The 19,476-nt window shown below is 65.0% G+C and carries 21 protein-coding genes and 1 tRNA gene; 11 read left to right on the forward strand and 11 right to left on the reverse strand.

What is annotated here, in order from left to right:
• Nucleotides 1-33: 33 nt before the first annotated feature.
• Together QA639_RS01250 and QA639_RS01255 are read left to right on the forward strand one after the other, a co-directional pair.
• A complete protein-coding gene (locus QA639_RS01250; RefSeq protein ID WP_152977450.1) occupies nt 34-330 on the forward strand; it encodes a PepSY domain-containing protein in 297 nt (98 codons plus the stop codon).
• A 10-nt stretch (nt 331-340) separates the two neighbouring features.
• Nucleotides 341-895 (forward strand): cytochrome b/b6 domain-containing protein, encoded by a 555-nt coding sequence (locus QA639_RS01255; RefSeq protein ID WP_028335845.1) that lies wholly within the window; start codon nt 341-343, stop codon nt 893-895.
• A gap of 69 nt (nt 896-964) precedes the next feature.
• Here the strand turns inward: QA639_RS01255 and QA639_RS01260 are convergent, their stop codons facing one another.
• Both QA639_RS01260 and trxA read right to left on the reverse strand, forming a co-directional pair.
• A complete protein-coding gene (locus QA639_RS01260) occupies nt 965-1,639 on the reverse strand; it encodes an LON peptidase substrate-binding domain-containing protein (RefSeq protein WP_028335846.1) in 675 nt (224 codons plus the stop codon).
• Between the two features lie 30 nt (nt 1,640-1,669).
• The gene (gene trxA / locus QA639_RS01265) at nt 1,670-2,590 is read right to left on the reverse strand and encodes a thioredoxin (RefSeq protein WP_028352287.1); all 921 of its coding nucleotides are present in this window, start codon (nt 2,588-2,590) and stop codon (nt 1,670-1,672) included.
• A 221-nt stretch (nt 2,591-2,811) separates the two neighbouring features.
• Here trxA and QA639_RS42135 point away from each other — a divergent pair, with 221 nt between their 5' ends.
• The 3 genes from QA639_RS42135 to QA639_RS01280 all read left to right on the forward strand — a co-directional run bounded on the left by QA639_RS42135 (nt 2,812) and on the right by QA639_RS01280 (nt 3,537).
• On the forward strand, nt 2,812-3,108 hold the full coding sequence (locus QA639_RS42135; RefSeq protein ID WP_283090721.1) for an SRPBCC family protein: 297 nt from the start codon (nt 2,812-2,814) through the stop codon (nt 3,106-3,108).
• Nucleotides 3,027-3,302 (forward strand): SRPBCC family protein, encoded by a 276-nt coding sequence (locus tag QA639_RS42140; protein ID WP_283090711.1) that lies wholly within the window; start codon nt 3,027-3,029, stop codon nt 3,300-3,302. Before QA639_RS42135 ends, QA639_RS42140 begins: the two co-directional genes overlap by 82 nt.
• A 160-nt stretch (nt 3,303-3,462) precedes the next feature.
• Nucleotides 3,463-3,537, forward strand: a tRNA-Gly gene (locus tag QA639_RS01280).
• Between the two features lie 143 nt (nt 3,538-3,680).
• Here QA639_RS01280 and QA639_RS01285 read toward each other — a convergent pair.
• Nucleotides 3,681-3,947: a hypothetical protein gene (locus QA639_RS01285; RefSeq protein ID WP_244978481.1), complete on the reverse strand. Its 267-nt coding sequence runs from the start codon at nt 3,945-3,947 to the stop codon at nt 3,681-3,683.
• On the opposite strand from QA639_RS01285, the gene QA639_RS01290 reads away from it, so the two are divergent.
• The 3 genes from QA639_RS01290 to QA639_RS01300 all read left to right on the forward strand — a co-directional run bounded on the left by QA639_RS01290 (nt 3,946) and on the right by QA639_RS01300 (nt 6,780).
• On the forward strand, nt 3,946-4,458 hold the full coding sequence (locus QA639_RS01290) for a DUF2865 domain-containing protein (RefSeq protein WP_283089014.1): 513 nt from the start codon (nt 3,946-3,948) through the stop codon (nt 4,456-4,458). The genes QA639_RS01285 and QA639_RS01290 overlap by 2 nt on opposite strands.
• A gap of 268 nt (nt 4,459-4,726) precedes the next feature.
• Complete coding sequence (locus QA639_RS01295; protein WP_028352288.1) at nt 4,727-6,004, forward strand: PQQ-dependent sugar dehydrogenase; 1,278 nt, start codon at nt 4,727-4,729, stop codon at nt 6,002-6,004.
• A gap of 194 nt (nt 6,005-6,198) precedes the next feature.
• On the forward strand, nt 6,199-6,780 hold the full coding sequence (locus tag QA639_RS01300; RefSeq protein ID WP_283089015.1) for a c-type cytochrome: 582 nt from the start codon (nt 6,199-6,201) through the stop codon (nt 6,778-6,780).
• Between the two features lie 105 nt (nt 6,781-6,885).
• Here the strand turns inward: QA639_RS01300 and panE are convergent, their stop codons facing one another.
• The 4 genes from panE to QA639_RS01320 form a co-directional block, all read right to left on the reverse strand.
• A complete protein-coding gene (gene panE / locus QA639_RS01305) occupies nt 6,886-7,806 on the reverse strand; it encodes a 2-dehydropantoate 2-reductase (protein WP_283089016.1) in 921 nt (306 codons plus the stop codon).
• Between the two features lie 111 nt (nt 7,807-7,917).
• Nucleotides 7,918-8,523: a 2-hydroxychromene-2-carboxylate isomerase gene (locus QA639_RS01310; RefSeq protein WP_283089017.1), complete on the reverse strand. Its 606-nt coding sequence runs from the start codon at nt 8,521-8,523 to the stop codon at nt 7,918-7,920.
• A gap of 110 nt (nt 8,524-8,633) precedes the next feature.
• Entirely contained in the window at nt 8,634-9,932 is a 1,299-nt protein-coding gene (locus QA639_RS01315; protein ID WP_428841205.1) for an MATE family efflux transporter, read from the reverse strand.
• A 273-nt stretch (nt 9,933-10,205) separates the two neighbouring features.
• Complete coding sequence (locus tag QA639_RS01320; RefSeq protein ID WP_283089019.1) at nt 10,206-10,793, reverse strand: DUF2239 family protein; 588 nt, start codon at nt 10,791-10,793, stop codon at nt 10,206-10,208.
• A 131-nt stretch (nt 10,794-10,924) separates the two neighbouring features.
• On the opposite strand from QA639_RS01320, the gene QA639_RS01325 reads away from it, so the two are divergent.
• Nucleotides 10,925-11,590 (forward strand): glutathione S-transferase family protein, encoded by a 666-nt coding sequence (locus QA639_RS01325; protein ID WP_028335855.1) that lies wholly within the window; start codon nt 10,925-10,927, stop codon nt 11,588-11,590.
• A gap of 113 nt (nt 11,591-11,703) precedes the next feature.
• On the forward strand, nt 11,704-12,039 hold the full coding sequence (locus QA639_RS01330; protein ID WP_050383542.1) for a GIY-YIG nuclease family protein: 336 nt from the start codon (nt 11,704-11,706) through the stop codon (nt 12,037-12,039).
• Nucleotide 12,040: 1 nt separating this feature from the next.
• On the opposite strand, the gene QA639_RS01335 is transcribed toward QA639_RS01330, so the two are convergent.
• The 3 genes from QA639_RS01335 to ggt all read right to left on the reverse strand — a co-directional run bounded on the left by QA639_RS01335 (nt 12,041) and on the right by ggt (nt 16,200).
• Nucleotides 12,041-12,916 carry an SDR family oxidoreductase gene (locus QA639_RS01335; protein ID WP_050383543.1) on the reverse strand — a complete coding sequence of 292 codons (876 nt, stop codon included), beginning with the start codon at nt 12,914-12,916 and terminating at the stop codon, nt 12,041-12,043.
• A 109-nt stretch (nt 12,917-13,025) separates the two neighbouring features.
• On the reverse strand, nt 13,026-14,324 hold the full coding sequence (locus tag QA639_RS01340) for an MFS transporter (protein WP_050383544.1): 1,299 nt from the start codon (nt 14,322-14,324) through the stop codon (nt 13,026-13,028).
• Nucleotides 14,325-14,454: 130 nt separating this feature from the next.
• A complete protein-coding gene (ggt, locus tag QA639_RS01345) occupies nt 14,455-16,200 on the reverse strand; it encodes a gamma-glutamyltransferase (RefSeq protein WP_283089020.1) in 1,746 nt (581 codons plus the stop codon).
• Between the two features lie 126 nt (nt 16,201-16,326).
• Here ggt and QA639_RS01350 point away from each other — a divergent pair, with 126 nt between their 5' ends.
• Nucleotides 16,327-17,706, forward strand: a complete 1,380-nt coding sequence (locus QA639_RS01350; RefSeq protein WP_283090712.1) for an MFS transporter — start codon at nt 16,327-16,329, stop codon at nt 17,704-17,706.
• A 138-nt stretch (nt 17,707-17,844) separates the two neighbouring features.
• Here QA639_RS01350 and purH read toward each other — a convergent pair whose 3' ends face one another.
• Nucleotides 17,845-19,437, reverse strand: a complete 1,593-nt coding sequence (gene purH / locus QA639_RS01355) for a bifunctional phosphoribosylaminoimidazolecarboxamide formyltransferase/IMP cyclohydrolase (protein WP_253605648.1) — start codon at nt 19,435-19,437, stop codon at nt 17,845-17,847.
• Nucleotides 19,438-19,476: the final 39 nt, after the last annotated feature.

Consider the following 19,476-nt stretch of genomic DNA (forward strand, 5'->3'; position numbering starts at 1 on the left):
GGCGTTGTGGGTATGATTGTCAACGGAGGGGATATGCGCGTGAGAGTGATTTTGAGCGCTGCGCTTGCAGCATGCGTATTTGGGAGCGTTCTTGGGCTGACCGGATCGGCAGCGTTCGCCGACGGCTACAAGAATTGCACCAAGCTCGACAAGGCGTCGTGGAAGCCGGCAAGCGAGGCCGAAGCCAAGGCCAAGGCGCTCGGCTACGAGGTGCGCCGGTCGAAAATCGAGGGCTCCTGCTACGAGGTGTACGGCGTCAAGGAAGGCAAGCTCTACGAGCTGTTCTACAGCCCGGAAGACCTCAGCCTGAAGCACACGATCGCGAAGTGAAGCAGGCGCGATGACGAAGGCGGCGCCGGGCGCCCGCGGCGCGACCAGCGTGCAGGTCTGGGACCTGCCGCTGCGGCTGTGGCACTGGGCGCTCGCCATCCTCGTCCTGGTCGCCTGGGTGACGCCCAGCACCTATGACCGAGTGCACCGGGTGGCGGGGTATTCGGTGATCGCCCTGCTGGCATTCCGGCTGATCTGGGGCTTTGCCGGCACGCGCTACGCGCGTTTCGGCAGGCTCGGCGTTCGCCTGCGCGCGGCGCCGCGCTACATCTGGAATCTCCGCCGCGGCATCACCGGGCGCTATATCGGGCTCAATCCGGCGGGCACCGTGATGCTGGTGGCGCTGCTGTTCCTGCTTACGATCTCGACAATCACGGGCGCGATGGAGGTCACCGTGACCTTCTTCGGAGTCTGGTGGGTCGAGGACACCCACGCCTATGCCTCGGATGCGGTCATGGTGCTGGTCGGGCTGCACGTGCTCGGCGTCGTCGTGGTCGGCTTGCTGCAGCGTCAGAACCTGGTGCGTGCGATGTTCACCGGCCGCAAGCAGCTGCGCAATCGCTGATGGGTGGGAAGCTTTTTGGTTTGACGCGTTTTCTTCACGCGAGCCGGTAGCCGCTTCACTCGAAGCGCCTTACTGCACCGGCGGGTCGCCCGAGGTGCGCTTCTTGGCGAGGTCCATCTCGGTGACCGCGATCAGGATCTCGGCGCGGGTCTTCAGGTCCGGCGCCTCGAGCATCGCCTGCTTCTCGGCCGGACCATAGGGCGACATCATCGCCAGCGCATTGACCAGCGCCTCGTTGGGCGCGGACTCGATGCCTTCCCAGTCGACCTTCAGATTGTTGGCTTCCAGGAAATCGGCCAGCACTTCGAGCAGCGCCTTGCGGTCGACGGCCTCCTCGCCCTTGCGCGCGGTGAAGTCGCCGGCGAAGGAGAAGAAGTCGACCTTGCACTGCCGGTACGGCGTCTGCACGGTCAGCTCCTCGACCACCTTGAAGCGCGCGACGCCGGTCAGTTCGAGGATGTAGCGGCCGTCGCCGGATTCGGCGAGCTGGGTGATGCGGCCGACGCAGCCGATCCGGAACAGGACCGGCTTCGCCTCTTTCTGCGAATGCGTCACGTCGGGCTGGATCATGCCGATCAGGCGATGGCCGTCGCGCAGCGCGTCGTCGATCATCGCGAGATATCGCGGCTCGAAGATGTTGAGCGGCATCTGGCCGCGCGGCAGCAGTAACGCGCCGGGCAGCGGGAACACCGGGATCACCTCCGGGAGCTCGCCGGGCCCGCGATATTCGGCATTGATCGGCATCTGCGGTCCCGCTGCTGTGACGGGCGTGCTTTACGAAAACAGGATGGTCGACAACCGCTTGCGCCCCTCGACGGTTGCCTCATCGGTGCCGCCCCACGCCTCGAAGAACTGCACCAGCTGCTTGCGCGCGCCGTCGTCGTTCCACTTGCGGTCACGCCTGACGATGGCGAGCAATTGCTCGGTCGCTTCCGTGCGCTTGCCCATCGCGTTGAGCGCGGTGGCGAGATCGAATCGGGCCTGATGATCGAGCGGGTTTGCGGCGACTTTCTGTTCCAGCTCCGCGACCGGGCCGACCGCTTCCGCCTGTTCGGCGAGATCGATCGCCGCCTGCACCGCCTTCACCGCAGCGTCGTTGCGCTTGGATTCCGGAACCATCGCCAGCGTCTGCTTGGCCTGCTCCATCGCACCCGACGTGACGTAGCACTTGGCGAGGCCGGCGAGGGCCGCGATGTTGGTGGCGTCGTGCGCCAGCACCTCGGCATAGATCTGCGCGGCCTGGGCGGCGTCGCCCTCGGCAAGCACGGCGTCGGCCTCGGCCAGGATCTCGGCGAGATTAGGCTCGCCGGCGGCCGGCACGCCCTTGGTGATCTTCTCGATGAAGGCGTTGACCTGGCTCTCCGGCACCGCGCCCATGAAGCCGTCGGCGGGCTGGCCGTTAACGAAGGCGATCACGGCCGGGATCGACTGGATGCCCATCTGGCCGGGGATCTGCGGATGCTCGTCGATGTTCATCTTGACCAGCTTGACCCGGCCCTTGGCGTTACGAACCGCCTTTTCCAGGATCGGCGTGAGCTGGCGGCATGGGCCGCACCACGGCGCCCAGAAGTCGATCATGACCGGCTGACGGCGCGATTCCTCGATGACGTCCTTGACGAAGGTCTGGGTCGTCGTCTCCTTGATCAGATCGGGCGCTGCCTCGGGCGTGGGGCCGCCCTGCTCCATTATCGTCACGTTGTCCTCGCCTGCTTCTGAGGTCGGAAATCCGGGGGCGTTCTAGCACGCCCGGAACGGCACGTTCAGCCGTTCTGTCAGCTAGAGCATGATCCCGGAAAAGTGGGAACCGGTTTCCGGGATCATGCTCCGTAAATGGCAGTCAGCCAGCAAAATTCAATCGCTTGGCCGTCCGTCCCGTTCCATCGGAGATCGGGTGGGTTGGTGCCGCGGAACGGCCGATGATGGCGATCCTTCACGACAGCAGGGGAGCGCCCGTGGCAAAGGCCTATTACAGCACGGTGTTCGAGCAGCCGGCCGGCGAAGTCTGGAAAATCATCCGCGATTTCAACAATTACCCGGTCTGGGTCCATGGCGCGGGGACGAGCGAGATCGAGGACGGCAAATCCGGCGATACCGTCGGGGCCGTGCGCAATGTGCTGTACAGGGGCGGCGGATCCGGCAGCGGCTGCTCGCGCAGTCCGACGTCGAACGCTTCCAGACCTACGAATTTGTCGACACCCCGACCTTGCCGGTGACGGATTTCAGCGCGACGGTGCAGGTAACCCCGGTGATCGACGGCAACCGGGCCTTTATCGAATGGTGGGCCGAGTTCGAGTGCGACCCGCCCCGCCGCGTCGGGCTGACGCAGACGCTGACCGGGTGGTTCGAGATCTGGCTCGAATCGCTCCGGGACGAGATGGCCCTGAGGCCGGTTCCGGCGGAAATCTGAAAAGAAATCGGCGGCGCAGCCGATTTCGGCCGATTCGGGGTCAATTTTTAGAGAAGCCGTGCGATTTCGTGAGGTTCGGACCGCGCTCTTGTGTTGCATTCACAGACGGCTTTTGGCATAGGTCTGCCGTTGCCGGCGAGCGATCGCCGCCATTTCGGATGCGGGTGTAGCTCAGTGGTAGAGCACGACCTTGCCAAGGTCGGGGTCGAGGGTTCGAGCCCCTTCGCCCGCTCCAAAATTTCTCGCTGACCGAGCTGACAGTCTGATGAAGGCCCGCCATTGGCGCGGGCTTTTTGCGGTCCGGCCCGAGGCCGCATCTCCAGGCCGCGATTGCGAGGTCAAGATGCCGCGGCCCGCCGTGGCGCTTTCCGGCTTTTGTTAACCGACAAACGTTGCATTCTCAAAACTGATAGAAATCTGTGGTTGTGTTGGCGTTGGAATGGTTGCCGCCGGTTTTGCCGGCGCGGCAAACGCGTGAACGATGTCGATCAGTTGGAAGCCGGCTCCCGGATTGAATCGCCGCTTGGCTCGCGCAAACGTTGCTGCGCTGGTCGTGCTCGTCGGCGTCTGGACATGTTCGGGCGCATCAGCGCAGCAATTGCCGAGCGACTCGGCGTATGCCCCGGCGCCCAGCTTCTCTCCCATGCCTGGCTTTGGGCCGGCGCCTGACCTCGAGCCGGCCGAACGGCCGCGAGCGCGGGTCTACATCACGACGCGGTCGCACCGGGGCGGCCAGCAAAACTTCTGCGTCAGGACCTGCGACGGCCGCTTCTTTCCGCTGCCGCGCGTGAGCGAGACGGCAGACGTCAAGGCATGCGAGGCGGCCTGTCCCGCCGCCGAGGTGAAGCTGTACTCCGGCTCCGATATCGACAGCGCCAGAACCGAAGCGGGCGAGACCTACCAGACGCTCGCCAATGCATTCCGCTTCCAGCGCGAGATGGTGCCGCAATGCTCGTGCAGCGCCGGCGCGTCTACCGGCCTGTCGCCGATTGCGATCGAGGACGACATGACGCTTCGGACCGGCGACATCATCGCCGCCGATGACGGCTTCAAGATCGCGGCGATCACGAGCGGGCAGCGGCGCAGCGTGTTGTTCAGGCCGCTGTCGAAGGCCAAGGCGCAGGCGCTCGGTCTGGCGCGCCTGTCGTCGCGATAGAAACGATCACGAGCGTTAGCTTCATTCGAATATCACGCTGCGGTGCAGAATGCCTTGTTATCAGGCAGGCTGCTCAGGAAAATTTCGTCTCAAATATCGTCTCAACTAGTTTTGACGCAGCGCACACCGGCGGATGCGCTTTTCAGCGTCGATGGATGTGCTACCATTTTGCCGTCTGACCTACCTCACAGACCGCCACCATCATCTCTCAGGGCGTTCAAAATCAATAACAGGCAAGCTGCAACGGCTTGCGTAGGGGAGTGACGCGATGAAATCCGCTTTCAATCGATCAATACTTGCGTTCGCGGCGATCGCGCTGCTGGCGGGGACGACCTTCGCCAGTGCGCAGCAACAGACAGACAAGAATCGTGCGCTGAAGAAGTACGAATCGGGCACCAAGGAATTCTGGACCCATCCGCCGGATGACTGGTTCCTCGGCGACGAGACCGAAGCGCAGAAGGGCCTTGCCCCGCCGTCCGGTCCGCCGACCGGCGCGTCCGATTCCGAACTCGCGGCGATGATGAAGAAGATCAAGCTGCCGCCGGGCTTCAAGATCGAGGTCTATGCCTCGAACGTACTCGCGGCCCGGCAGATGGCCTGGGGCGACAAGGGCACGCTGTTCGTCGGCTCGTTCGGGCTCGGCAACGTCTATGCGATCAAGGACAACAACGGCAAGAAAGAGGTCAAGACCATCCTCAAGGGCCTCAACATGCCGACCGGCCTCGCCTTCCGCGACGGCGCGCTCTACGTCATCGCGGTCGACAAGCTGATCAGGTACGACAATGCCGAAGCCAATCTCGACAATCTCGGCAGCGGCAAGGTGGTGTATGACGACATGCCGTCCTACGCGGCGCATGGCTGGAAATACATCGCCGTCGACAAGGAAGGCTGGTTCTACATTCCGTTCGGACCGCCCTTCAACATCGGCATTCCGCCGACCTCGGTGTCGCAGATCCGCCGCGTCGATCCGAAGACCGGCAACGCGGAAATCTGGGCGCTCGGCGTGCGCAACTCGGTCGGCGGCGACGTCGATCCGCGCACCGGCAAGTATTGGTTCACCGAGAATGCTCGCGATTGGATCAGCGACGATCTGCCAAGCGACAAGCTCAACATGATCTCGAAGATCGGCGAGCACTTCGGCTATCCCTATTGCCACCAGGGCAACCTGCCGGACACCAAGTTCGCGATGGGTCACAAGTGCTCGGAGTTCACCCCGCCGGTGTACAATCTCGGTGCGCACGTCGCTCCGCTCGGCATGAAGTTCTATACCGGCAGCCAATTCCCGGCCGATTACAAGAACAGCATCCTGATCGCCGAGCACGGCTCCTGGAACCGGCATAAGTACCAGGGCGGCCGCATCGTGAAGATCACCGCGAGCCCCGACGGCAAGAACGCCAAGCAGGAAATCTTCGCCGACGGCTGGATCCAGGGAGACCAGGGCTATCTCGGCCGTCCCGCCGACATCCTGCTCGACAAGGATGGCTCGATCCTCGTCGCCGATGACTGGGCCGGTGCGATCTATCGCATCAGCTACAGCAAGAAGTAGCGGTTGAAACAATGCGGGGCTGCGGTGGCCGATCAGGCACCCGCAGCCCCGTTTACGTGGTTCGGCAAGCCCAACGACGGAACAGACTCGTCATGCCCGGACTTGACCCGGGCATCCATCCAAACAAAAACCCTTCTGCAAGCCAGATGGATTGCCGGGCCAGGCCCGGCAATGACCCGTGGAGAAAACTGGCAATGCGTGTTGCGTCCCTTGCAATCCTGTTCGCGGCGGCTATCGCAGTTGCGTCGTCCGCCAACGCTGCCGATGTCGCCGCCGGCAAGGCGAAGGCCGAAATCTGCGCCGCTTGTCACGGCGACAACGGCATCTCGCAGACCGAGAACATTCCCTCGCTCGCCGGCCAGCTCGACCAGTACGTTCAATGGCAGCTGGTGTTCTTCCGCGCCGGCGCGCGCAAGAACGAGCAGATGCAGCCGATCGTCGAGCAGCTCAACAACGACGACATCCGCAATCTCGGCGCTTATTTCGCGTCGCTGACGCCGTTCAAGGGCGGCAAGGACGACAATCCGGACTTGTCCGAAAAGGGCAAGCAGGCCGCCGCCGGCCGTCGCTGCGCCTCATGCCATGGCGACAACTTTGCCGGCACCAAGGCGGTGGCCCGCATCGCCGGGCAGCGCGAGGAATATCTCGTCAAGGCGCTGCACGATTACAAATCGGGCCAGCGCTCCGGCGGGGCCCAGGCCGCGATGGCCGATGTCGCCTATCCGCTGAGCGACGAAGAGATCACCGCACTCGCGCATTATCTGGCGCATTTGTAGCTGCAAGGATGCGTAGCCCGGATGAAGCGAAGCGCAATCCGGGGGCCGCTCTATCTGCCGCGAGATGACTCCCGGATTTCGCTCCGCTCCATCCGGGCTGCAAGATCACCCGGCCCGCTGCTTCTCATACGCCTTGAGATGCGTGTAGGCCGTGCGCAGCTTCGGCACCGGGATCTTGGCGGCGTCGGCGCGCACGATCAGGTCGCCGATCACGTGATCGGCCTCGACCGGCAGCCCCGCCTTGATGTCGCGGAACATCGATGCGGTCATCGGCGAGCCCTCGGTGGTCAGGAGCCCGCGGGTGCGCTGGAAGAACGGGCCGCCCGGGCCATGGCCCGCGTCGGCGGCGATCGCGCTGCATTCGTCGAGGATGCCGAGCAGGAAATCCTTGCCGCCGGGCGCGGCCAGGATGTTGCCGACCGAGGTCCGCATCAGGCTGGTGGAGGCGGCGAGCGAGGCCAGGAACACCCACTTCTCCCACATGTCCTGCATCACATGCTCGCTGGCGTTGGCGCCGTTGATCGCCGAGAAGGTTTCAGCGATCGCGCGTACCCGGTCCGACAGGCCGCCGGTGCGCTCGCCGAAGCCGAGCGACTGCATCGGCTGCAACTGCACCACCTCGCGTTTCTCGTTCAGCGTCGCCGCGATCGCGCACAGACCGCCGAGCACATGCTGAGGGCCGAACCTCTTGTCGAGCGCATCGAGATGCAGCATGCCGTTGAGCAGCGGGATGATCGCGGTCTTGTCGCCGACGGCGGGCGCAAACGACTTGATCGCATCTTCGAGGTCGAACGCCTTGCAGCTCAACAGCACGACGTCGAACTTGTCCGACAGCTTGTCGGCCTGCACGGTCGGCGGGTTGTTCAGCGTGACGTCGCCGTTCGGGCTCTTGATCACGAGCCCGGCGGAGGCGAGCTCGGAAGCGCGGCGCGGGCGCACCAGGAAGGTGACGTCGCGGCCGGCCTGAAGCATCCGGCCACCGAAATATCCGCCGATCGCACCGGCGCCGACCACGAGAACGCGCATGGGAATTTGTCCTTCTTTGTTGTTGCCCGAGGAGGCGAGCGAATAGGGAGTAGCGAATAGATAAGGATACTGCTCGACTATTCGCTACTCGCTATTGGGCATTCGCTCATCTCACTTTCCCGATACCATTTCCTCGACTTCGCGCAGCTGCTCCTTGCCGAAGAAGATCTCGTTGCCGACGAAAAAGGTCGGCGAGCCGAACGCGCCGCGCTCGACGGCGGATGAGGTATATTCGATCAGCTTGGCCTTCACATCCGCGTCCTGCGCGCGGGCGAACAGTTTTGCGGCGTCAAGGCCGGAGGAGGCGATGGCTGTGCCGGCGACCTCAGGATCGTCCATCTTCTTCGGCTCGACCCACATGTGATGGAAGGCGGCCTCGATATACTTCTCGAACACGCCCTCAAACTGGGCGGCGACCGCGGCGCGCATCAGGTTCAGCGTATTGACCGGGAAAAACGGGTTCCAGGTGTAGGGCTTGACGTTGAAGCGCTTGAGAAAGCGTTCCGTCTCGATCTTCTGAAACTCCGGCTTGTTCTTGACGCCCGCCAGCGTCTCGGCCGGCGACTTGTTGTTGGTGGCCTTGAAGATGCCGCCGAGCAGGATCGGGACATATTCGAACTTGACGCCGGTGCGTTTTTCGATCGCCGGGATCGCTTCATGGCTGAGGAAAGCGTTCGGGCTGCCGAAATCGAACAGGAATTGCGGATTTTGGCTCACGGCGGTCTCTCCCTCGGCTCGTCTCGTTTGGGCTTGTCTAGCATGGACCTGCTGTCGCAGGCGCCATCAGTAGAATATGATAATCATCATGTGAGCCGCGGCGCGCGATGTCAAATCAGCCGCTTGATGGTCTGCTTGCGCCATACCAGGGCGTAATAGGCCATCTGCAGCACGAACATGTTTGCAAAGGTGACGGGATAGGCGATCCAGATGCCGCTGACGCCGATGGCGCGGCTGAGCAGGAGCGCGACCGGCACCTCGACCACCGCGATCGCCAGGGTCGAGAGCAACAGCGGCATCCACACCGTGCCGCCGGCGCGCATCGCGCCCGAAAACACCGTCGCCATGCCGAACAGCACCATGCTCCACAGCACGATGTACAAGAGCTGCTGCGCCAGCCCGAGCACGGCACTGTCGACGATGAAGAATCCCATCAGCGGCCGCGCGAAGAGATAGCCGAGCACGACCAGCCCGCCGGTCAATACCAAGTTCAACTCGATCCCGGTCCGGACGATGGCGCCGACCCGGGCGGAATCGCCGCGGCCGATCGCCTGAGCGCCGAAGATCGACACCGATATCGCGATCGAGATCGCCGGAAACTGCACATAGCCGATCACCTGGTTGACCGCGCCATAGGCCGCGGTGGCGTCCGAGCCGAAGCCGTTGACGAGGCCGAGCAGCACCAGCTCGGCAAGCGAGACCACCACCATGCCGATCGCGGTCGGAATGCCGAGCCGCAGCACGATGCGCAGCAGCGCGCCGTTCGGCCGCATCGCGCGCAGGAACGCGGCGTCGAAGGCCAGTGCATGGCGGTGCCGCAGCATATGGACATGCAGCCAGAGCAGCGTGACCACGCCCGAGACCGCGGAGGCGATGGCAGCGCTGGCGACGCCGAGCATCGGCAGGCCGAGCCAGCCGCGGATCAGCGCCGGCGTCACCACCAGGCCGATGGCGGTCGAGACCGTCAGCGCAACCAGCGGCGTCACGGTGTCGCCGACGCCGCGCATCATCGCGGTCAGCAGCAGGAAAGCGAAGGTGATGGGCATCGTGATCATCATGATCCGCGCATAAGCCACCGCGGCGTCGAGGACGTCAGATGGCGTCGCGAGCGCGATCAAGAGCGGGCGGGCGAACAGGCCGCCGAGGACCGCGATCGCCAGCGCGAGCAGCAGCGTCACGGTCATGGTGGTGCCGGCGACCGCCTTCACCCGGTCGGGCTTGCCGGCTCCCCAGGCCTGGCCGATCATGACCGAGGCGCCGGCGCTGAGACCGATCACGAAGGAAATGAAGAAGAACATCACCGGAAAGAACACCGAGACCGCCGCGAGCGCGTCGACGCCGATCATCTGGCCGAGATAGACGCCGTTGATGGTGCCGAACAGCGACTGCAGCACGTTGCTGAGCAGCATCGGCGCGAGGAAGGCGAGGAAGGCTTTTCGTAAGGAGGCAGGCTTGGACACGTTCAAATTCCAGGAATGATACCGAGCTTGTGGAGCTCGGTGAGTAGATCAGCCAGCAAATACCGCTGTCGTCCCTGCGAAGCAGGGACCCATACTCCGCGGCCTTTGCTATGGGCACGCGGCCAGTTCGACGCGCTGCAATGCTCTTCGGTGGTTATGGGTCCCTGCTTCGCAGGGACGACATCCCGTTTGAGGTTACTCGTCCACATTATTCAAAACGCGCTAGTCCGCTTGATCGCTATGGGCGAGCCGGATCGCGTGATCGCGGATATCGGCGGGCCAGTCCGCGATCAGCGTCGCAAAGCGGCGCCGGTCGTGGGCGAACAGCGCGCGGATCGCATCTTCATAGTTCGGCCGGTTGCCGGCCATGGTCGTCATGAAGCGATAGGTGGCTTCCTGCGCGCTGCGCGTGCGGTCCTTGTCGCCGCTGGAGCGCCGCGCCTCGTCGATCAGCTTGCGGATCGCGACCGATGCGCCGCCCTTCTGCTGCGCGAGCCAGTCCCAGTGTCGCGGCAGCAGCGTGATCTCGCGCGCCACGACGCCGAGCTTCGGTCGACCGGGCCCGCGCGGCGCGGTTGGCGCCGCCGGCTCCTCGTCGCGCGCAGGCGCGGGCTGCGGCAGCCGCGCCAGCACGTCGTCGACCGAGCCGCGGAAATCGATATCGACCAGCGCCGAGGTGCGGCCGTTGAACACCAGGATCGCGGCGTCCTTGCTATGGTCGAGGTGTTGCTTGGCGGCGCGCGCAACCTCCGGGAGGTCGCCGGCGCCGATGCGGTGCTCGCCTTCGAAGGCGACATAGGCAGGATTCATGGTAGACCTCTCAGATTGCGCGACATACTGCCCGGATAATTCTTGGCAATCGCGGCGCGTGGATCTCGACTTTCTGGTTTCCCGCTGGCACCAAACGCCGCCCGATTGCGCTGATCTTTCAGAGGATGCCCATGCTGACGGTTCATCACCTCAACAATTCCCGCTCGCAGCGCGTGCTGTGGCTGCTCGAGGAATTGGGGGTGCCCTACGAGATCGTGCGCTACCAGCGGCAGCCCGATATGCGGGCGCCGAAGGAGCTGCGCGCGATCCATCCGCTCGGCAAGTCGCCCGTCGTCACCGACAACGGCCACACGATCGCGGAATCCGGCGCGATCCTCGAATACATCATCGCGACCTACGGCAACGGGCGCCTGATCCCGCAGGCCGATACCCCGGAGCGGCTGCGCTATACCTATTGGCTGCACTACGCCGAGGGTTCGGCGATGACGCCGCTGCTGCTGAAGCTCCTGTTCACGCTGATGCCGAAGCGCGCCCCGGCGCTGCTGCGGCCCTTGGTGCGCAAGGTGTCCAACACGGCGCTGTCCACGCTGGTCAATCCGCAGCTCAAGCAGCACATGGCCTATTGGGAAGGCGAGCTCGGCAAGAGCGAATGGTTCGCCGGCAACGAATTTTCCGGTGCCGACATCCAGATGAGCTTTCCGCTCGAGGCTGCCGCGGCGCGCGGCGGGCTCGAGGACGGCCATCCCAACTGTGTCGCGTTCCTCGAGCGCATCCACGCCCGCCCGGCCTATGCGCGGGCGCTGGAGAAGGGCGGGCCGTACCAGGTCGGCCGATAGTTTCGCGGTCATAACAGCGGCTCGGGCTTCGATGCCGTCTTTTTTATCCGGGTAATATCGCCTTGTCAATAATGCCCGGGTATAAATGGCGTGCCTAGACCACTGGAGCCGCCATGAAGACCGAGGACCGCAAGCTCGCCATCGCCGACTACAAGAAGCGCGCTGCTGTCGCCGGCGTGTTCGCGATCCGCTGCCGCGCGACCGGCGAGGTCTGGGTCGGGCAGGCGCTCGATCTCGACAAGATCGAGAACCGCATCTGGTTCACGCTGCGGATGGGCAGCCATCGTAACGCGGAGCTGCAGCGCGCCTGGACGGCCCACGGCGCGGATCATCTCTCACTCGAAACGCTGGAGCGGATCGAGGACGAGGAGCTCGCCTATGTGCGCGACACGCTGCTGAAGGAGCGCGTGCAGCATTGGCGCGCGGCGCTGGATGCGTTCGCGGTGTAGCCTAGTGTGACGGCAGCGGCTGCACGGTGACGCCGGGCGGCGGCACGTCGTCGTCGGGCACAAAAAAGTCCGACATCAGCGGCACCGAGGGATCGACGCGGTAGCGCTCGAAGTCGCGCACGCCATTGGCATAGAGCACCTTGTCGTCGATGCAGAAATGCCCGGTGAATTCGCGCGACGGCCGGGTGATGATCGCGTAGGCCGCATCGCCCATGATCTCGGGCGTGCGGCTCGCGCGTATCATCGCATCGCCGCCGAGCAGGTTGCCGACCGCGGCGGTCGCGATCGTGGTGCGCGGCCACAGCGCGTTGACGGCAATGCCGGCCGATTTCAATTCGCCCGCGAGCCCGAGCACGCACATGCTCATGCCGAACTTCGCCATCGTGTAGGCGGTCGAGTGCTCGAACCATTTCGTCTTCATGTCGAGCGGCGGCGACAGCATCAGGATGTGCGGGTTCTCCGCCTTCTTCAGATGCGGGATGCAGTATTTCGACACCATGAAGGTGCCGCGGGTGTTAATCCCCATCATCAAGTCGAACCGCTTCATGTCGGTCGCCTGCGAATTGGTCAGGCTGATGGCGCTGGCATTGTTGACGCAGACGTCGATGCCGCCGAACTCGGCGACGGTCTGCTCGATCGCCGCCAGCACCTGGGCCTCGTCCCTGATGTCGCAGAGCACCGGCAGTGCCTTGCCGCCGGCGGCGCGGACCTCGTCGGCGGCGGTGTAGATCGTGCCCTTCAGCTTCGGATGCGGCTCGGCGGTCTTAGCCGCGATCGCGACATTGGCGCCGTCACGTGCGGCGCGCAGCGCGATCGCCAGCCCGATGCCGCGGCTCGCGCCCGAGATGAACAGCGTCTTGCCTTTGAGCGACGTCATGGCAGGGACCTCCAGTTAGGGACGCTCCATGTCAGGCTCCCTCTCCCCTTGTGCGAGCCCGAGGCGAGCGAAGCTCGCTCTCGAGGTTGGGGTGAGGGTATCTCTCCGCCTACCCATCCGCATGCAGCACGCGGCCGCGGGTTTCCGGCAGCGCGTAGGCGGCGAGGAAGAACACGCCGTAGGCCGCCACCGCGAAGATCGCGATCGCGTTGGCGAGCGTGGTCGTGGTCGACAGCGCGCCGACCAGGAACGGGAACAGCGCGCCGATGCCGCGGCCGAAATTGTAGCAGAAGCCCTGGCCGGAGCCGCGCAGCCGGGTCGGATACAGTTCGGTCAGGAACGCACCCATGCCGGAGAAATAGCCCGAGGCAAAGAAGCCGAGCGGGAAGCCCAGCACCCACAGCACCTCGTTGGACAGCGGCAGCTGGGTGTAGAGCAGCACCACCGCGATGGCGCCGATCGAGAAGATCAGGAACAGATTGCGCCGGCCGATCCGGTCGGCGAGCCAGGCGCCGACCAGATAGCCGATGAAGGAGCCGATGATCAGCGTCGCGAGATAGCCGGTCGAGCCGACCACAGAGAGCTTGCGCTCGGTGGTGAGGAAGCGCGGCACCCAGAAGGTGATGGCGTAATAGCCGCCCTGCATGCCGGTGCCGACCAGCGACGCCAGCAGCGTGGTCTTCAGGATCGGTCCGTGGAAGATCTCCCACAACGCGGCGGGGCCGCTGCCGGAGGCCTGCGCCTGCGCCATCGTCGCGGCGGAGATTTCCGGCTCGGTGACGTAGCGGCGCAGATAGAACACCAGCAGCGCCGGCAGCGCGCCGATCGCGAACATCCAGCGCCAGGCGTTCTCCGCCGGCAGCACCGAGAACAGGATCGCCTGCGCCAGCACGGCGAGGCCCCAGCCGATCGCCCAGCCCGACTGCACCGAGCCGACCGCGCGTCCCCGGTATTGCGGGCGGATCGCTTCGCCGATCAGCACCGCGCCGGCGGCCCATTCACCGCCGAAGCCGAGACCGAGCAACGCGCGGGCGACCAGCAGCTGGTCGAAATTCTGCACCACGGCGCAGACCAGCGAGAAGAACGAGAACCAGATGATGGTGAGCTGCAGCGTCTTCACGCGTCCGATCCGGTCGGACAGATAGCCGCCGAGCCAGCCGCCCACGGCCGAGGCCAGCAGCGTCACGGTACCCGCGAGCCCGGCGGTGCCGGCGTCGACCTTCCAGAGCGTGATGATGGTGCCGATCACCAGCGGATAGATCATGAAATCCATGCCGTCGAGCGTCCAGCCCGACGCGCAGGCCCAGAACGTGCGCCGCTCCTGCAGGTTCATGTCGCGATAGAAGGCGAGGAGGCTGGTGTCCTCGATCTCTGCAACTTCCATCGATTTGGATTCGGCTGTGCTCATGCGCGTTCCCCGGAGAAATCTTTCACCGGCTCTTTGCGATCCGCGGCCGGAGGTGCGCGGACCGCCAATCTATCGCGATGTTGCAGGTTGGGCAAAGCCGCGTTTGCACGCCTTAGGCGCGGATCATCCTTTAGTATCCCGCGGCCTCCGAGCCGCGCGTGCGGGGATCCGGCGCGCCGAGCAGACCGTTGGTCGTGACGAGGATCGAGTTCGCGGAGGAGTAGCCGAGCGGCTCGACCAGTCTGTGGCCCTTGGCGCGCAGATCGCCCAGCACCGCGTCGGGAAAACCGCGCTCGATCCGGACCTCGTCGGGCAGCCATTGATGGTGCATGCGGGGCGCGGCGACCGCGGCCGAGATGTCCATCCTGTAGTCGATCACGTCGACGATGATCTGCGTCACGGCGGAGATGATGCGGCTGCCGCCGGGCGAGCCCGTCACCAGCACCGGCCTGCCGTCCTTCAGCACGATGGTCGGCGACATCGACGACAGCGGTCGCTTGCCGGGTCCCGGCAAATTGGCCTCGAAGCCGACCAGGCCGAAAGCGTTGGAGGCGCCGGGCGCAGCGGTGAAATCGTCGAGCTCGTTGTTGAGCAGCACGCCGGTGCCGTCGGCGACGAGGCCGACGCCGTAGGGAAAGTTCAGCGTGTAGGTGTTGCTGACGGCGTTGCCGCCGGCATCGACGACCGAATAATGCGTGGTGTTGTCGCCCTCGTGCGGTTGCTTGGCGTTGCGCACATCGGTCCAGGGCGTGGCGCGGGCAGGATCGATGGTCGCGCGCTGTTTGGCGGCATAGTCCTTGTCGATCAGCAATTGCGTCGGCGCGTCGACGAAGGCGGGATCGCCGAGATAGCGCGCGCGATCGGCATAAGCCCGCTTCATCGCCTCGATCATCACATGCAGCGAGGCGGCCGAGCCCTGCTTCATGTCGGACATCGAAAAGCCTTCGAGGATGTTGAGGATCTCCAGCAGCACGACGCCGCCGGAGGACGGCTGCGGCATCGAGACGATGTCGTAACCGCGATAGCTGCCGCGGATCGGCGTGCGGATCACCGGCTGGTAGGATTTCAGATCCTCGAGCGTGAAGATGCCGCCGGCGTTCTTGATGCCGCTGACGAGCTTCTCGGCGACGGCACCTTGATAGAAGCCGCGCGGGCCTTGTTCGGCTATCGCGGTCAGTACGCCTGCGAGATCGCCCTGGATCAGGCGGTCGCCCTCGCGCAGCGGCGTGCCGTCGGCGTGCGAGAACGTCCTGGCCGAATTCGGCCAGCGCGACATGCGGCGATACATGTCGTTCAGCGTGTCCGATGTGTCGTCGGTGACGATGAAGCCGTCGCGCGCGAGATCGATCGCCGGCTTGAGGATCTGCGCCAGCGTAAACTTGCCGGAGCCGTATTTCTCCAGCGCCAGCGAAAGGCCCGCGACCGTGCCGGGCACGCCGATCGCGAGCGCGGAGTTACGCGACTTGTCGGGATCGGGCTTGCCGTCGGCGTTCAGGAACATGTCGCGGCTGGCGGCCTGCGGTGCGGTCTCGCGATAGTCGATCGCGACATCCTCATTGCGGGCGGCGAGATGGATCACCATGAAACCGCCGCCGCCGATATTGCCGGCGCGCGGATAGGTCACCGCCATCGCAAAGCCGGTGGCGACAGCGGCGTCGACCGCATTGCCGCCCTGTCGCAGGATGTCGGCGCCAACTTGCGCAGCCAGCTTCTCCTGCGCCACCACCATGCCGTTTTCGGCGCGAATGCTGCGAATCGTGTCTGCGGCTGAAGGTTCATAGAAGCGGCGCTGGACCTGGCCGAGGGCAGGCGTCGCGATACCAATCACCAGGAGAGCGGCAAACAGCCGTCGCGACATCGTTGCCGTCAGCGCCATCGAAATGTCCTGCCCTGTTCATCGCCGTATCAGTCCAACCGGCCCATGCTATATGGGAGCGGATTGGAGCGGCAAAAGCCTGCCTGTGGTTCGAGTTGGGGAATATCTTTCGCGATGACGGCAACAATGCAGACGGGCGCCGGTGACGCGAAGGCCACCACCAAGGTCTATCCTGGCCGCGCCGCCGTCATCAGCTGGATCTTCTTCGACTGGGCTGCGCAGCCTTATTTCACGCTGATCACGACCTTCGTGTTCGCGCCTTATTTCGCGAGCTTCGTTGCATCAGATGCCGCGAGCGGCCAGGCGCTGTGGGGCTTTGCCACCGCAGCCGCCGGACTTGCGATCGCGCTGCTGTCGCCGGTGTTAGGTGCAATCGCCGATGCCAGCGGCCGGCGCAAGCCGTGGATCGCGGGCTTCGGTGCGCTGCTCGTGATCGGCGCCAGCGCAATGTGGATCGGTAAGCCCGGCAATCCCGACATCATCCCGGCGCTGCTGCTCGCCTATGCGATCGCAAGCGTCGGCGTCGAGTTCGCGACCGTGTTCAACAATGCGATGATGCCGACCCTGGTGCCGCCCGACCGGATCGGGCGGCTCTCGGGCACCGGCTGGGCCACCGGCTATGTCGGCGGCATCCTCAGTCTCGTGCTGGTGCTCGGCTTCCTCGCCGCCAATGCCGAGACCGGCAAGACGTTGTTCGGCTTCACGCCGCTGTTCGGTCTCGATCCCGCCATGCATGAAGGCGACCGCATCACCGGGCCGCTGACCGGGCTGTGGTTCATCATCTTCGTGACGCCGATGTTCCTGTTCACGCCGGACTATCCGGCGAAGCGCCCAATGCGCGCGGCGCTCCGCGAAGGCCTGCGCGAGCTCAGGGAATCGTTGTCGAGCCTGCCGAAGCAGAAGTCGCTGGCGCGGTTCCTGCTCGCGAACATGATCTACACCGACGGGCTGGTCTCGCTGTTTGCGTTCGGCGGCATCTATGCCGCCGGCACGTTCGGCTGGGACACGATCCGGATCGGCACCTTCGGCATCATCCTCGCAGTGGCCGGCACGTTCGGCGGCTGGATCGGCGGCAAGCTCGATGATGCATTCGGACCGAAGCGCGTGATCACGGCCAGCCTGTTGATTCTGCTGTTTGCGATCGTCGTGATCCTCACCGTGAACAAGGATTCCATCCTGTTCATACCGGTCGCGCCGCCGGTGCCTGGCGATGCGTTGTTCGCGGGCGCCGCCGAGCGCGCCTACATCGTGCTGGGCTGCCTGATCGGCGCCACCGGCGCGCCGCTGCAGGCCGCCTCGCGCTCGCTCCTGATCCGCCTCGCACCGAAGGACCGCATCGCGCAGTATTTTGGCTTGTTCGCGCTCACCGGCAAGGTGACGTCGTTCATCGGCCCGCTCCTGATCGGCGCGATCACCGCGGCGACCGCGAGCCAGAAGGCCGGCATGGCGGTGCTGGTGGCGTTCTTCGTGGCAGGACTGGCGCTATTGGCGAAGGTGCGCGGATAACTCATCGCCGTCGTCCCGGCGAAGGCCGGGACCCATACCGCGTGATCTATCAAAGGCGCGCTGGGGCTGGTTGTTGCTCACCAACCAAAGCCGGTGGTTATGGGTCCCGGCTTTCGCCGGGACGACCGTGCTGAGAGTTTAATGCCTGAAGTGCCGCACGCCGGTGAATACCATGGCGATGCCGTGCTCGTCGGCGGCCTTGATCACCTCGTCGTCGCGCATCGAGCCGCCGGGCTGGATCACCGCGGTGGCGCCGGCCTCGATGCAGGCCAACATGCCGTCGGCGAACGGGAAGAAGGCGTCGGAGGCGACCACCGAACCCTTGGTCAGGGGCTCGGCGAGCTTCAACTCGGCCGCCGCATCCAGCGCCTTGCGCGCGGCGATCCGCGCGGAATCGACCCGGCTCATCTGGCCGGCGCCGATGCCGACGGTGGCGAGATCCTTGGCGTAGATGATGGTGTTCGACTTCACGTGCTTGGCGACGCGGAAGGCGAATTTGAGATCGCGCAGCTCGGCGTCGGTCGGTGCGCGCTTGGTCGCGACCTTCAGGTTCATGTCCTCGACCACGGCATTGTCGCGGCTCTGCACCAGCAGGCCGCCGGCGACGGTCTTGGCGGTGAGGCCGACCGCGCGCGCGTTCGGCAGGCCGCCGGCGAGCAGCAGGCGCAGATTGCGCCGGCCGGCGATGATCGAGATCGCCTCCTCGGTCGCATCGGGCGCGATGATCACCTCGGTGAAGATGCCGATGATGGCGCGCGCCGCGTCCGCATCGAGCGTGCGATTGACCGCAATGATGCCGCCATAGGCCGAGGTGGAGTCGCAGGCCAGCGCGCGCGCATAGGCGGTGGCGAGATCCGGGCCCTCGGCAACGCCGCACGGATTGGCGTGCTTGACGATCACGCAGGCCGCGGTGCGCTGCGGATCGAACTCGCCGACGCATTCATAGGCCGCGTCGGTGTCGTTGATGTTGTTGTAGGACAGTTCCTTGCCTTGCAGCTGGCGTGCCGTCGCGACGCCCGGCCGCTTCTCCGGCGTGGCATAGAACGCCGCGGTCTGGTGCGGGTTCTCGCCATAGCGCAACGACTGGATCAGCTTGCCGCCGAAGGCGCGGAAATCAGGCGCCTTGGTGTCGAGCTGCACGGCAAACCAGTTCGAGATCGCGGCGTCATAGGCCGCCGTGCGCGCATAGGCCTTGGCGGCGAGCCGCCGACGCAACTGAAGCGAGGTCGCGCCCTTGTGCGCGGCGAGCTCGTCGAGCACAGCCTGATAATCGTTCGCCTCGACCACCACGGCGACGTCGTCATGGTTCTTGGCCGCGGCGCGGATCATCGCCGGGCCGCCGATGTCGATGTTCTCGATGCACTCCTCGAAGCCGGCGCCTTTGTCGACGGTGGCCTCGAACGGATAGAGGTTGACGACCAGAAGATCGATCGGCGCGATGCCGTGCGAGGCCATTGCTGCCGCATGTTCCTTGTTGTCGCGGATCGCGAGCAGGCCGCCATGCACCTTCGGATGCAGCGTCTTGACCCGGCCATCCATCATCTCCGGAAAACCGGTGAGCTCGGAGACGTCCTTGACCTTCAGCCCGGCCGCCGCGATCGCCTTGGCGGTGCCGCCAGTCGAGACCAGCTCGACGCCATGGTCGGCCAGCGCCTTGGCGAAATCGATCAGTCCGGTCTTGTCGGAAACGGACAACAGAGCGCGGGTCACGCGGCGAAGCTGCTCGGTCATATCGGAAAATCCCTGGCTGTTAAGGCAGCCGGGTAGCAT

Origin of the sequence: Bradyrhizobium pachyrhizi (genome assembly GCF_029714545.1) — a bacterium.
GTDB lineage: Bacteria > Pseudomonadota > Alphaproteobacteria > Rhizobiales > Xanthobacteraceae > Bradyrhizobium > Bradyrhizobium pachyrhizi.